This is a genomic window from Natronococcus sp. CG52, from assembly GCF_023913515.1.
GTDB lineage: Archaea > Halobacteriota > Halobacteria > Halobacteriales > Natrialbaceae > Natronococcus > Natronococcus zhouii.
In genome coordinates this window covers 1275843-1288953 of record NZ_CP099391.1, presented here as the reverse complement: position 1 = coordinate 1288953, position 13111 = coordinate 1275843, and the positions used below count along the sequence as shown (strand labels likewise).

13 protein-coding genes and 1 pseudogene are annotated in these 13111 nt (G+C 66.0%); 7 read left to right on the top strand and 7 right to left on the bottom strand.

All coding sequences use genetic code 11. From position 1 onward, the window contains the following. Positions 1–13 precede the first annotated feature (13 nt). The gene (locus tag NED97_RS06635) at positions 14–1300 is read left to right on the top strand and encodes a TIGR00341 family protein (RefSeq protein ID WP_252489926.1); all 1287 of its coding nucleotides are present in this window, start codon (positions 14–16) and stop codon (positions 1298–1300) included. Between the two features lie 13 nt (positions 1301–1313). Here NED97_RS06635 and NED97_RS06630 read toward each other — a convergent pair whose 3' ends face one another. Then, the gene (locus tag NED97_RS06630) at positions 1314–2009 is read right to left on the bottom strand and encodes a ThuA domain-containing protein (RefSeq protein ID WP_252489925.1); all 696 of its coding nucleotides are present in this window, start codon (positions 2007–2009) and stop codon (positions 1314–1316) included. Positions 2010–2330: 321 nt separating this feature from the next. On the opposite strand from NED97_RS06630, the gene NED97_RS06625 reads away from it, so the two are divergent. After that, positions 2331–3512 carry a Gfo/Idh/MocA family protein gene (locus tag NED97_RS06625; protein ID WP_252489924.1) on the top strand — a complete coding sequence of 394 codons (1182 nt, stop codon included), beginning with the start codon at positions 2331–2333 and terminating at the stop codon, positions 3510–3512. Between the two features lie 52 nt (positions 3513–3564). Here NED97_RS06625 and NED97_RS06620 read toward each other — a convergent pair whose 3' ends face one another. From NED97_RS06620 to NED97_RS06610, 3 genes are all read right to left on the bottom strand, one after another. Then, the gene (locus NED97_RS06620; RefSeq protein WP_252489923.1) at positions 3565–5235 is read right to left on the bottom strand and encodes an acyl-CoA synthetase; all 1671 of its coding nucleotides are present in this window, start codon (positions 5233–5235) and stop codon (positions 3565–3567) included. A gap of 143 nt (positions 5236–5378) precedes the next feature. Next, positions 5379–6110, bottom strand: coding sequence for an archaeal proteasome endopeptidase complex subunit beta (gene psmB / locus NED97_RS06615; RefSeq protein WP_252489922.1), 732 nt, complete (start codon positions 6108–6110; stop codon positions 5379–5381). Positions 6111–6310: 200 nt separating this feature from the next. Next, entirely contained in the window at positions 6311–6484 is a 174-nt protein-coding gene (locus NED97_RS06610) for a hypothetical protein (RefSeq protein ID WP_252489921.1), read from the bottom strand. A gap of 298 nt (positions 6485–6782) precedes the next feature. On the opposite strand from NED97_RS06610, the gene NED97_RS06605 reads away from it, so the two are divergent. The 3 genes and pseudogenes from NED97_RS06605 to NED97_RS06595 form a co-directional block, all read left to right on the top strand. Further along, entirely contained in the window at positions 6783–7136 is a 354-nt protein-coding gene (locus NED97_RS06605) for a DUF555 domain-containing protein (protein ID WP_252489920.1), read from the top strand. Positions 7137–7198: 62 nt separating this feature from the next. Then, complete coding sequence (locus NED97_RS06600; protein WP_252489919.1) at positions 7199–7738, top strand: CBS domain-containing protein; 540 nt, start codon at positions 7199–7201, stop codon at positions 7736–7738. 134 nt (positions 7739–7872) lie between these two features. Further along, positions 7873–8119 (top strand): annotated as a pseudogene (locus tag NED97_RS06595) (urease accessory protein UreF); the annotation flags it as partial. 50 nt (positions 8120–8169) lie between these two features. Here the strand turns inward: NED97_RS06595 and NED97_RS06590 are convergent. From NED97_RS06590 to NED97_RS06580, 3 genes are all read right to left on the bottom strand, one after another. After that, positions 8170–9144, bottom strand: coding sequence for an aldo/keto reductase (locus tag NED97_RS06590; RefSeq protein ID WP_252489918.1), 975 nt, complete (start codon positions 9142–9144; stop codon positions 8170–8172). Positions 9145–9293: 149 nt separating this feature from the next. Further along, the gene (locus NED97_RS06585; protein WP_252489917.1) at positions 9294–9647 is read right to left on the bottom strand and encodes a hypothetical protein; all 354 of its coding nucleotides are present in this window, start codon (positions 9645–9647) and stop codon (positions 9294–9296) included. Further along, positions 9644–12025 carry a penicillin acylase family protein gene (locus NED97_RS06580; RefSeq protein ID WP_252489916.1) on the bottom strand — a complete coding sequence of 794 codons (2382 nt, stop codon included), beginning with the start codon at positions 12023–12025 and terminating at the stop codon, positions 9644–9646. The genes NED97_RS06585 and NED97_RS06580 overlap by 4 nt, the downstream gene beginning before the upstream one ends. Before the next feature lie 167 nt (positions 12026–12192). Between NED97_RS06580 and NED97_RS06575 the strand changes: the two genes are divergently transcribed. Together NED97_RS06575 and NED97_RS06570 are read left to right on the top strand one after the other, a co-directional pair. Continuing rightward, complete coding sequence (locus NED97_RS06575; RefSeq protein ID WP_252489915.1) at positions 12193–12612, top strand: SRPBCC family protein; 420 nt, start codon at positions 12193–12195, stop codon at positions 12610–12612. A gap of 92 nt (positions 12613–12704) precedes the next feature. After that, positions 12705–13061 (top strand): winged helix-turn-helix transcriptional regulator, encoded by a 357-nt coding sequence (locus tag NED97_RS06570; protein WP_252489914.1) that lies wholly within the window; start codon positions 12705–12707, stop codon positions 13059–13061. The last annotated feature ends 50 nt before the right edge of the window (positions 13062–13111 follow it).

Below are 13111 nucleotides of genomic sequence, written 5' to 3'. Positions count from 1 at the left end.
TGGTAGCGTGTGTATGCGTCTCGTACAGGTGTTCGTTCCGAGCGGAAATCTAGAGACCGTTCTCGAGACGGCGGACGCGACGGGCGTCGATTACGCGGTTTCCGAGGAGACGAGTCGCGGAGAGTTCGAGTCAGTCGTCTCGATTCCCGTTCCGCCGGCGGCCGTCGAGCCGCTGCTCTCGGCGCTACGCACCGCCGGACTGGATCCGGAGTCGTACACCGTCGTCACGGCCGCGGAGACGATCGTCTCGGACAGAACGGATGACCTGTCCAGGGAGTTCGAGGGAGCCAGAATCTCTCGAGAGGAGTTACAGTCGCGGGCGGAGGACCTCGCACCGACCGCTTCGACGTACTTCATCCTGCTCGTGGTGAGCACCGTTATCGCAACGGCCGGACTGTTGCTCGATTCCGCGGCGACGATCATCGGTGCGATGGTCGTCGCCCCGTTGATGGGGCCGGCGCTCGCGGCGAGCGTCGGCGTCGTGGTCGACGACGAGGAGCTCGCAGCGCGCGGGATCGTCCTGCAGACGACCGGTCTCGCGGTCACGGTTCTGACGGCTGCCGCGATCGGCTGGACACTCCGCGGGACGGTGTTGCTTCCACCCGGATTCGATATTACGACGGTTCCCCAGATCGGCGAACGAATCACGCCGAATCTGCTCGCGCTCTTTCTCGCCCTCGGCTCCGGGGTCGCCGGCGTCATCAGTCTCATCCGCAACGTCGGTTCGGTACTCGTCGGCGTGGCGATCGCGGTCGCGCTCGTTCCGCCCGCCGCGACTGCCGGTCTCGGCATCGCCTGGGGTGAACCGACGGTCGTCCTCACCGCCGGGACGCTGGTCCTCGTCAACCTGCTCTCGATCAACCTCACCGCGCTGATTCTGTTGTGGGCCTCGGGTTACCGACCCTACCGTACGGACCGTATCGAGCGCGTTTACGGCCGACTCCGTTCCCGAATCGTCGTGCTTCTCGTCGCGATCGCGGTGCTCTCGGTCGTCCTCGGCGGCGCCACCTACGGCACCTACCAGACCGCGGCCGTCGAACACGACATCCGGACCGAACTCGAGGCGATGAGCGACGACCCGGCCTTCGAAGACCTGCGGTTTCAGGAGATCGCCGTCGAGTACGAACTCGTCGACGTCTACGCCGATACCCGGCCATCGGTAGTCGTCCTCGCCGAGCGGCCGCCCGGCGAACGGGAGCCGCCGGACTTCGCCGACACGGTTCGCGAGCGGTTAGAGACCGCGACCGGGACGGATCTCGAGGTCACCGTCGAGCTGGTCGATACGCAGCGAAGCGGCTGAGCCGTTCCCGTCCTCACTCCCGCTCGCCGAACGTCCGCGGCGACCCGCCGGTCGGGCTCGCCCAGTCGACGGCGTTTCGAAGCACCTGCCGAATCTCGTCGTTCTCGTAGATGGGATACGTCTCGTGGCCCGGTCGGAAGTAGAAGATCCGTCCGCTTCCGCGACGGTAACAGCAGCCGCTGCGGAACACCTCGCCGCCCTCGAACCAGCTCGTGAAGACCAGCCGATCGGGTTCGGGAACGTCGAACGGCTCGCCGTACATCTCCGTCTGCGGCAGTTCGATCGACTCGTCGACGCCGTCAGCGATCGGGTGGCCGGGGTCGACGACCCACAGCCGCTCCGTCGCCCCGTCCTCGCGCCACTGGAGGTTACACGTCGTCCCCATCAGTCGCTTGAAGACCTTCGAGAAGTGCCCGGAGTGCAAAACGAGCAGTCCCATCCCCTCGAGCACGCGCTCCTGGACGCGGTCGACGATCTCGTCGGCGACCTCGTCGTGGGCGATGTGGCCCCACCACAGCAGGACGTCGGTCTCCGCGAGGACGTCCTCGGTGAGCCCGTGTTCGGGTTCGTCGAGCGTCGCCGTTCGCACCTCGTGATCGTCCTCGAGGGCGTCGGCGATCGTCGCGTGGATCCCGTCGGGGTAGACCGCGGCGGCGTCCTCGTCTTCCTGCTCGTGTCGAAACTCGTTCCAGATCGTGACTGCGACCATCGCCGGGTGATCCCTTCTCGACGCCCTTAGCTGGTCCGGTCAGTCGCCGTGAGTCTTCAGTGAAAGTGCGGATTTATCCCGCTGATATCGCCGTGAGTCCGGTAATAGTTCACTACCCGATCTACAACCGCGTTGTCACACCCGATCATAGTATAAGAAATCTAATATGACAGCGCTGTCGTACCGATTTACGGGACACAATACTTATTCCGGTTGCTCCCCGCGTTCCAGTATGGCTCGGGGTCACTCGCAAACGACAGCGAAATACGGTATTTTTCACACGACAACTGAGACAACGGGTGAGAAATGGGGGGTTTCTCCGTGATCGGTGATGGAATCGACGTGGGTATCGTCGGCCTGGGCGGAATGGGCCATCTCCACGCGCGAAGTGTCGAACAGTTCGGCGCGGACGTCGTCGCCGGAGCGGATCTCGTCGAGAAGCAGCGACAGCAGTTCGCTACCGAGTTCGGGGCGAGGACCTACGAGACCCACGAGGGACTCGTCGTCGACGACGACGTCGACGCCGTCATCGTGACGACGCCGAACCGGTTCCACGAGCCGATCACCGTCGACGCCCTCGAGGCCGGCTGTCACGTTCTCGTCGAGAAACCGCTCGCGCACACGCTCGAGAGCGCGGAACGGATCGCCGACGCGGCGGCTGACGCGGAGGGGATCTGCATGGTCGGCTTCCACAACCGCCACGCCGCGTCGATGGCGATGTTCGACGAGCAGGACGAGCGCGGCCGGTTCGGCGACCTGACTCACGTCGAAGCGAACTACGTTCGCCGGCGCGGCGTTCCGGGTCCCGGCTCCTGGTTCACCGATCCGGATCTCGCCGGCGGCGGCTCGCTGCTCGATATCGGCGTCCACGCGCTCGATCTCGCGCTGTACGCGATGGACTTTCCGGAGATCGTCGAGGTCAGCGGCGTCGCCAGGACGACCTTCGGCACGAACGGCGAGTACGCCGATCCCGACGGCTTCGGCGACGCCTGGGACGCGCAGGCCGAGGCCTACGACGTCGACGACTCCGTCACCGCGTTCATTCGCTGTAAGGGCGGGAAAACGATCTCGCTCGAGGCCGCCTGGGCGACGAACCGCGAACCGAGTATGGACTTCCGCGTGCGCGGAACCGACGCGGGTGCGCAGTTCGACATCGGCTCCACCGACATGGAGATCCTCGAGGCGGGAACCGTCGGCTGTGACCACTACGCGGACGTCAACATGACCGGCGATTCCTCGCTGACCGGCCACAAGGAACAGGACGCGACGTTCCTCGAGACCGTCGCCGCGGGCATCGAACCCGAAACGAACACGATCGAGGAGGCGCTGACCGTCCAGCGCGTGATCGACGCGATCTATCGCTCGAGCGAGACGGGCCGCGCACAGCAGATCGAGACGCCCGAGCGCCACCGAGCCGAGACGGTCGACACCGAGGAAGCCGAGACGGCAACTCGCGAGCAAGCCGAAACGGCGGACCTCGAGGCCTCACAGCAGGTCGAGTGAACCGCACCCCACCGAAAGAGGGGACGGAAGCGACGACCGCTTTTTCAGGTATTCACGCCGCCTCGTCGACTTCCTCCGCGGCGTCGTCCTGCAGTTCGGTGCGCCGGATCTTGCCGGTGACCGTCTTCGGAAGTTCGGAGCGGAACTCGATCTCGCGGGGATACTCGTGTGCCGATAGTTCCTCGCGGACGTAGCTCTTGATGTCCTCTTTCAGTTCGGCGGACGGGTCGGCGGTCTCGCTCGGGACGACGTAGGCCTTGACGATGGTCCCGCGCTGTCGATCCGGCTTCGGGACGACCGCCGCCTCGGCGACGGCCGGGTGCTCGCCGAGGGAGCTCTCGACCTCGAAGGGACCGATTCGGTAACCCGAGGAGATGATGACGTCGTCGGCTCGCCCTTCGAACCAGAAGTACCCGTCCTCGTCCCTGTGGGCCAGGTCGCCCGAGAGGTACCAGCCGTTGACGAAACAGCTCTCGGTCTTCTCGGGCTTCTCCCAGTACTCGGCGAAAAAGCACGGGTAGTCGCCGCGCTGGGCGATCTCGCCGGTCTCACCCGGCTCGAGCGGCTCTCCGCTCTCCGGATCGACGATCTCCGCGGTGATCCCGGGAAGCGGCTTCCCCATGCTTCCGGGCCGGAGCTCCATCGAGGGATAGTTGTTGATGATCATGTTTCCCGTCTCGGTCTGGCCGTAGGTGTCGTGGATCGTCACGCCGAGCGTTTCCTCGCCCCACTCGACGACCCCGGCGGAGAGCGGTTCGCCGATCGAGAGGGCGTGGCGGAGGTCGAGATCGCATCCCTCGAGCAGTTCCGCGTTCTCTCGGAGCATCCGGTAGGCCGTCGGCACGCTGAACAGCACCGTGATCGGATACTCGTCGAGCAACTCGGCCCAGGTCTCCGGATCGAACTCTCCCTCGTAAGTGAACAGCGACGTTCCCCAGAACCACGCCCCGAGCGTGTTGATCGGGCCGGTGAGCCAGCCGAGGTCGCCCGTCGACCAGTAGAGGTCGTCCTCTCGGAGATCGCCCGCGAACCGCTGGGTCGCCGCGACGCCGGTCACCCAGCGGTGCTTGTGGAGGACGCCCTTCGCGGGGCCGGTCGTCCCGCTCGTGTAGTACAGCAGCGCGTCGTCCTCGCCGCTCGTTCGGACCGTCTCGTAGGTCGACGAGGCGTCCTCGAGCGCGGACTCGAGGTCGACCTCCTCGCTCTCGACGCCGTCGCCGCGGTCGACGACGAGGACGTGTTCGACCGACGGCGCGTCCGAAAGCGCCTCGGCGACGGTCTCGCGGTTCTCGCTCGTGGTCACGACGACCGACGCGTCGCAGTCCGCGAGGCGGTAGGAGATCCCGTCGGGACCGAACCGCTCGTTGATGCCGCCGAAGACCGCGCCGTGTTTGAGCGTCCCCACCAGCGCGACGTAGTGTTCCGGAATTCGGGGCATGTAGGAGAAGACGCGCTCGCCCCGGTCGACGCCGAGATCGGTCAGTACGTTCGCGAACCGGTTCGATCGATCGGCCAGTTCCTCGAACGTCAGCGTCCGCGACTCGCCGTCGACTCCGACCTGGCGGAGCGCGATGCGATCGCCGTCCGCGACGTGGCGATCACACACCTCGTGTCCGACGTTTATCGACTCCGGCGCGTCCCAGTCGGCGTCCGCGTAGATCTCCTCCCAGCTGAACGATTCGCGAGCCGTCTCGTAGTCCTCGAGGTTGTATTCTGTCGCCATGTGGTATCACCCAACAACGTGCGGTATAACTGTTAGCCCGACTCGAGAACGACGGCGGCGGCTCCCCACTGACTGCGGGCGCGGCGGCCGCGATGCTCACGGACGAACGGGTAGCGGCGAAGAAGCTGGGACGAACGACCGCCTTAGATGACGTCGTCGAAGTCGTGGTGGCCGCGGATGTCCACGCCCTCGTCAGTGATCTCACAGAGGAAGACGCCGTTACCGGAGCCGGTGTCACGCTCTGCCGCGGACTTGATGCCGCGAGCGGCGACCGTCTTCGCCTCCTCGTTGGACATGCCCTCTTCGTAGGACTGCTCCAAGTGACCGTAGGCCAGTTGCATCCCGGAGCCGGTGACGGTGTAGTCGTCCTCCATGACGCCGCCGGCGGGGTCGATGCTGTAGACGTGGCTCCCTTCCTCGTCGACGCCGCCGAGGATCGGGTGGATGGCGAAGAACGGACCGCCGCGGGCGAAGTTACCTGCGAGCGTCGCGAGCGCGTCGATGCTCATGGCCTCGCCGCGGCGAGACTCGTAGAGGTTGACCTCGGCGCGGAGGCTCGCGATGAACGACTGGGCGCCGCCGACGCTGCCGACCATCGTCAGCGCACCGGTCGGGTGGATCTGTTCGACCTTCTGGACGTTCTTGTTCGAGACGAACCGGCCGCCGAGACTGGCGCGCATGTCGGTCGCGATGACGACGCCGTCGGCGGTCGTGATGCCGATCGTCGTCGTGCCGGTCTTGTTGACGTTATCGAGGTCGGCACGCGAGAGGTCGTTCTGGGGCAAGGAGCCGACTTCCGGCTCGTACGGGTTCATATCAGCCGACAGCTGGCTGCTCGTCCGGGAGAACTCCGACTCGTGAGTAGGCGTACGCATTGACCGAACGTTACGACCGGGAGCATATAAAACATCGGCGGTCACAACCGTCGTTTCCGCTTTCGTCCGATGGCACGACTCGTCCTCCGGTGCCGGACGGCGCCGCTCGCGGGCGAGGTTGCGTCCACTCCCGGCCGTCTTCGCGGCTCTCGTCGATGCCGGTGGCTCGACGGTTCGGGACGGAGAGAAGTATCGTCAGCTCATTCGTGTTGTGCGGCTTCGTACGCTTCGCCGACGTTCTCGATCAGTCGGTGGAGGGGGAGGGTAAACCCGACTCGGCGGGTGGCCATTGCGACAGGCATCGCGATGATGCCGACCACAATGCAGAGCTGGTACAGTGCGAATAGCGTCGCGCGGTGCACGCGGGATTTCATCGGCGTTCACTCGAAGGACAGCCCGAGCCCATATATATGTCTTACTGAAATTCGAAATACATAATTATTGTACACTCAGATAGAGGTCGACGCCTGCTTGCGGTTCAAACTCAGTTGTTGATTCACCAACTCAGAGCGGATTCGAGTCGACATCCGGCTATCTTGGTCCGAATCGACTCGCTCAATTCTCGTAACTTATGCGCATTATCGAATTCCCGTGCGCGCTACGTACCGGTCGATCGTTACGAACGGCGACCGGAACCGCAAAGCAGGAAACCCCCCGGACCGACCACCCGATATGGGAAATTATCTCGTCGCGATGGAAGCAGCATGGTTGGTACGTGACGTCGAGGAGATCGACGATGCGATCGGCGTCGCCGTCAGCGAGGCCGGAAAACGACTCAACAGCGAAGGCATGGACTACGTCGAGGTCGAGGTCGGCGCAACGGGCTGTCCCGCCTGCGGTGAGCCCTTCGACTCCGCGTTCGTCGCGGCCGACACCGCACTGGTCGGACTGGCGCTCGAGATGGACGTGTTCAACGCCGACGGCGAGGAACACGCCTCTCGCATCGCGAAGAGCGAGGTCGGCGGCGCGCTGCGCGACGTCCCGCTCTCCGTCGTCGAGATCATCGAAACCGAGGAAGACGAGTAGCCGCTGTCGCCGGATTCGACGGCACCCAAACACCTTTCTATAACCCGTAGTTATTGGTTCGTATGGAACTCCCGACGCCAGCGGACCTCCGCCAGCGCCGCACCGAACTGGGGCTGACCCAGAGCGAACTCGCGGACAAGGCCGAGGTCTCGCAGCCGCTGATCGCCCGAATCGAGGGCGGTGACGTCGATCCGCGCCTCTCGACGCTGCGGCGGATCGTCAACGCACTCGAGAAAGCCGAAAGCGACGTCGTCCGCGCGGAAGACCTCATGAACGAAGCGGTCGTGAACGTCGCGCCGGACGACCCCGTCAGCGAGGCCGCCCGAAAGATGGAGGCCGAAGCCTACTCGCAGCTCGCGGTCATCCAGAACGGCATCCCCGTCGGCTCGATCAGTCAGAGCGATCTCGTCCACCTCGACTCCGAGGCGCGCGACGAACCCATCGAGGAACACATGAGCGAGAGTTTTCCGACGGTGTCGAAGGACGCGACGCTGGACGAGATCAGCAATCTGCTCGAACACTACAAGGCCGTGATGATCACCGAGGCGGGCGAGACCGTCGGTATCATCACTGAGGCAGACATCGCCGCGCGGTTCTCCTAGACGTCGTCGGTCGACGCGCTCGCGTCGGACTGCCAGCGCCGGAACTACTTCCGGAAGCGGTGGACGTCCGGATCAGACCGCGAGGTACTCCGTCACCGCATCGCGCGAGTCGAGGCGGTCGGTGCCGAGTTCCGAGACTCGAGGCCTGCCTCGCGCACGCGTACTCGTATCGTGACAGGGCTGCTCGGCGCGGCGCAACGGCTCGGTCGGCTCGGCCACACCGAGATTCAGGCCGTTCTCGAGTCGGTGCAGTCGGTCGTCACCGAGGTCTGTGAGCGGTACGCCGACGCCGACGTGACGGCGATGACCTCGTTCGCGCCGCTGGCCGAGATCATGGGCATGCGCCACGAGCGGGCCGGTCGGCGGCTGTTCATGAGCTGATTTCGGTCCCCCAATCGGTGCCGTTCGCCCGGTGGAGCGGGTGCCGCCACTCAGCTGTGACCCGACACCGGAACCGGCTCGTACGGCTCCTCGAGGTACGCGATATCCGACGACGAGAGCGAGATCTCGAGCGCCTCGACGGCCTGCTCCAGGTGTTCGACGCTCGTGGTCCCGACGATCGGGGCGTCGACCCGGTCCTTGTGGAGCAGCCAGGCGAGGGCGATCTGAGCCATCGTCGCACCCTTCTCGGCGGCCACTTCGGCGACGCGCTCGTTGATTTCCCGACCGCCGCCCTCGCGGTAGGGATGCTCGTACATGTGCTCTTCCGTCTCGCCGCGCGTCGTCGTATCGATTTCTTCGTGCGGGCGCGTGAGATACCCTCGAGCCAGTGGGGACCACGGCATCACGCCAGTGTTCTCTCTGTCACAGAGCGGGAGCATCTCGCGTTCCTCCTCGCGGTAGACGAGATTGTAGTGGTTCTGCATCGTGGCGAACCGCTCGAGACCCAGCCGATCGCTCGCGTGCAGCGACTCGGCGAGCTGGTGGGCCCACATCGAGGAGGCGCCGACGTAGCGCACGTGGCCGCGGCGGACGGCGTCGTCTAACGCTCGCATCGTCGTCTCGATCGGGGTATCGTCGTCCCAGCGGTGGATCTGGTAGAGGTCGATCGTGTCCATCCCGAGTCGCTCGCGGCTGGCCGCGAGCTCCTGTTCGATCGCCTTCCGGGAGAGGCCGCCCGAGTTCGGGTCGTCCTCGCGCATCCGGAAGTAGCCCTTCGTGGCGACGACCGACTCCTCGCGGCGGCCCTCGAGCGCCTCGCCGAGGATGCGTTCGGACTCGCCTCGCGAGTACATGTTCGCCGTATCGAAGAAGTTGATCCCGAGATCGATCGCGCGGTCGAGGATCTCTTCGCTCTCCTCGTCATCGAGAACCCACTCGCGCCAGTCGCTCGAGCCGAAGCTCATGCAGCCGAGACAGAGTCGGCTGACTTCCATCCCCGTGTCTCCGAGAGTCGTGTACTCCATACCGGCGCGTACGAACCGGACCGAAAAAACAGTACGTGGGCCGGCAACCGACGAGAGTTCTCGTTCGCCGTCAGTCGTCGGTGACGAACGACGTCTCCTCGGACGTCCGTAGCGGGCGAATACGCGCAGACGATTCTCGCTCTCGATTCTCAAACCATCCCCCGGACCAGTGCCCCGAACGCCGGCAAGCCGAGTGCGCTCGCGACGGTGACGTAGACGATCGGGGACATCTCGAGGACGCGCCACGCGGCGTCGCCGAGTCCGATCGCGAACGCCGCCAGGACGAGCACGCCGAAGCCGAGTGCGCCGGCGACACCGCGCCACACGCTCGGCGAGACGAGCCCGACGAGCGCACCGCCGACGACGAGGCCGAACCAGTGGAGCCACGCGAGCGCGAGTCCGACACCGACCACCGCGAAGACGGCGATTCCGTGCACCCGCGGCTCCGTTCGCACGCGCTCGAGGACCCGTCGACCATCCGCAAAACGATCGTTTGCGGTCACGACGACCCCTCCTCGAAGGTGACGTCGGGCTCCCCCTCGAGCACCCGGTCCATCGGTTTCTGGTCGTTCGCGAGCCAGCGCTCGAACTGGTCGGCGTAGTGCTCGGAGAAGTAGTCCCCGGAGTTGCCGCCGGGCAAGATTGCCGTGGCGTCGCCGCCGGGTTCGACGACCATGCGCCAGCTCGCGCCAACCGCCGTCTCGACGCGGTAGTTCTTCACCGTCGCCCGCGAGCCGTCCGCCGCTCTCTCGGGGTAGTTGAGGAAGGGCGCTTCCGGGCCGAACGGGTGCTCGATCACGCGCGTCGAGTTCCAGTCGCCGTAGGTGCCCCACCCTTCCTCGTCGATTTCGTCGAGGGCACCCTCGAGCCCCTCGACCATCGTCTCGGCTCGCGACCGCACTTCGAAGAACGCGCTCTCCTCGGGCAGCGTCGCGATCACCCAGTCGTTGGGATAGTACGACTCGTCGAGGCCGGCGTCGTCGAACTCGGGCTCGAGGACCAGTCGTCGGAAGTGGTCTATCCAGCGGGCGAAGATCAGCGCGCCGCGGGAATCCGCCTCCATCTCGTACTCCCACGCGGCGAGCGTCTCGCCGGCATCCGCGAGTTCGTCCGAGCGATCGTCGTGCGCCTCCAGCGACTCGAGCAACTCGGGGACGAGGTGTTCGGCCCGGGCGTCGTAAATGTCGTTCTGAAGGGTGCGGTGAAGGTCGGGATCCGTCGGCTCGCTCGACTCGACGCGCTCGTCGAGGCGGTCGTAGATGCGCGCGCCGCGGTAGGGAGTCGCGAAGGCCACGCCGATGTAGTGTTCGGGATCGTCGACGACGCGCTGGTTGGCCGTCGCGAGGACGCCCGGATCGATCTCGTGGGGCTTCTCCTCGAAGGGGACGAACCCGTCCCAGGTGGAGTCGCCGAAGGGGGTGAACCCCTCCCACTCACCCTCGGCCGCGGAGCCGTCGAAGATCCGATTCCCCGAGACCGCCTCGCCGTCGATCTCCCGAACCGGGAGTTTGCCCGTCGCGTAGTACAGCGTCCGGCCGTCGGCGTCGGCGTAGACGAGGTTCTGCGTCGGCAGGTCGAACCGCCGGGTCGCCTCGAGCAGGTCGTCGATCCCCTCGCTTCGCTCGTACTCGTAGATCGCTTCCGTCGTTCGCGTGGCCGTGTGGCCGGTCCAGGCGACCCCGACCGTCCGCTCCTCGCGCTCGATCACCGGTCCGTGGACGGTCTTCCTGAGGGTGAGCGTCCGGTTTTCGCCGTCGGCGACGGCGATCTCGCGCTCCTCGGTCTCGAACTCGCGCCACTCGCCACGGTAGCGGTATCGTTCGCCGTCCTCGTCGATCTCGTACCGGTAGCAATCCAGCACGTCCGCGCCGACGTTCGTGAACGACCAGGTCCCGTGTTCGTTCGCGCCCGTGATGACGAACGGGACGCCGGGGAAGGTCGCGCCGCGGACCGATGTTTCGGGCGTCTCGACGTGTTGTTCGTACCACAGCGGCGGCGCCATCAGCGAGAGGTGCGGATCGTAGGCGACGATCGGCTGCCCGCTGGTGGTGTGGTCGCCCGAGACGACCCAGCTGTTCGAGCCGACGCCCGTCGGCGACTCGAACCGAGAGAGCCAGTTCGTCAGGGCCGGATCGACCGGCTCGCTCTCGGTCATGGACGGTCGCTCGAGCGTCTCCCCATCCACCGACTCCCGCAGGATCGGAACGTCGTGGTCCATCCGTTCCGGGTAGAGCTCCTCGAGGACGTCCTCGCCGAGTCGGTCGGCGATCAGCGCGCGGCGGAGCTCGCCGAAGTTCCCCGTCAGCGTCCACGAGATCTGCTTCTCCATCAGCATCGAGTCGGCGGGCGTCCACGGCTCCGGCTCGTAGCCGAGCAGTTCGAACTCGAGCGGCAGTGCGCCGCGGTCGACGACCGCGTTGACGCCGTCCGCGTAGGCCTCGACGAGCGGTCCGGCGGGCGTCTCGGCGACGTGCTCCCAGGTCGCCTCGGCCGCGCCCGCGAAGTCCATCGCGACGTGGAACTCGTCGTCCTCGAGCGTCGCATCGCCGACGAGTTCCGAGAGTTGGCCCCGCATGACCCGCCGCTGCAGGTCGAGTTGCGCGAGGCGGTCGAACGCCTGCACGTAGCCGACGGCGAAGTACGCCGCGGGTTCGGACTCCGAGTCGACGTGTGGCACGCCGTAGTCGTCGTATCGCACGGTCGCGGCGCCGTACGGGCTCTCGACGGCTTCGGGCAACGTCCTGTCGGCGGCGTCCCAGGCGGTTCCCGAGAGGGGCGCGAACTGCTCGAGCAACTCCCGGGCGGACGTGAGCGTCAGCCCGCCGACGCCGGCGGCGAGTGCGCCGGCGAGGACGGTGCGCCGAGTCGGATCTGCTGTCACTGGTAGAATAGTTCGACGCCGCCCACATAACTGTCAGTGTTCGAACGGAACTGCCGGGGTGAGCAGGCGGCGATTCAGGGCCGCGAGGAACGCCACCGATGGCTGAAGGGTTCCGGTACGGTACGCGCGGACGAACGCCCTTAACGATCGTCCGCCTACTAGGGGCTATGACTCGGCTCCAGGTCGCGTCGACCCCGGACGGCCGCCGACTGGAGGCCTCGCACGTCTTCGCCGCCCCGTCGGAGGAAGCCTGGGATCTGCTCGTCGACACGCAGCGGTGGCCGGAGTGGTCGCCGCTCATCACCGGCGTCGAAGCGACGGATCGTCGGGTTCGAACGGGAACGACCGGGCGAGTGAGTCTCCCCGGCGTCTGGTTGCCGTTCGAAATCACCTCCTGTGCGGATCACCGCTGGACGTGGCAGGTCGCCCGACTGCCCGTAACCGGCCACCGCGTGGACGACCTCGGCGACGACCGGTGCCGACTCGTCTTCGAACTCCCGTTGCGCGCGTCCGGATACGCGCCCGTCTGTCTGCGAGCGCTCGAGCGGATCGAAACGGTCCTCGAGGAGGAAGCGGGCGCTCGCTGAGCCACCGCAGCGTCTTCGGTAACTGTGTGATAGCTGGTTCTAATCCGAACTGGTATACTGCATCGAGTCGTAGCGGCGGGTAGATTTCCACGATGGCACCCCCCGAATCCTCGAGTCAGCACCAGGACCACGACGACGCCTGTCCCGTCGTCGAATCGCTCGAACAGATCGGCTCACAGTGGCGACTCGCCGTCCTCCACGCGCTGCTCGACGGCGAACACCGGTTCAACGAACTCAAACGGGCGACCGGCGCCAACGCGCGGACGCTCTCGCGCGTGCTCGACGACCTCGGCGAGACGGGGTTCGTCGAGCGTCGTCTCGAGGAGGACGCACCGATCGCCACCTACTACAGCCTCACGGAGAAAGGCGAATCGCTCGAGCCGGTGTTCGACGAGGTCGCGTGCTGGGCGACCAGCTGGCTCGACGAGGAGGCGCTCGAGAAACGGTAACGGCGCCGCGGCACCGATAATTTTCGGCTATTCGCTCGACGACGATACCG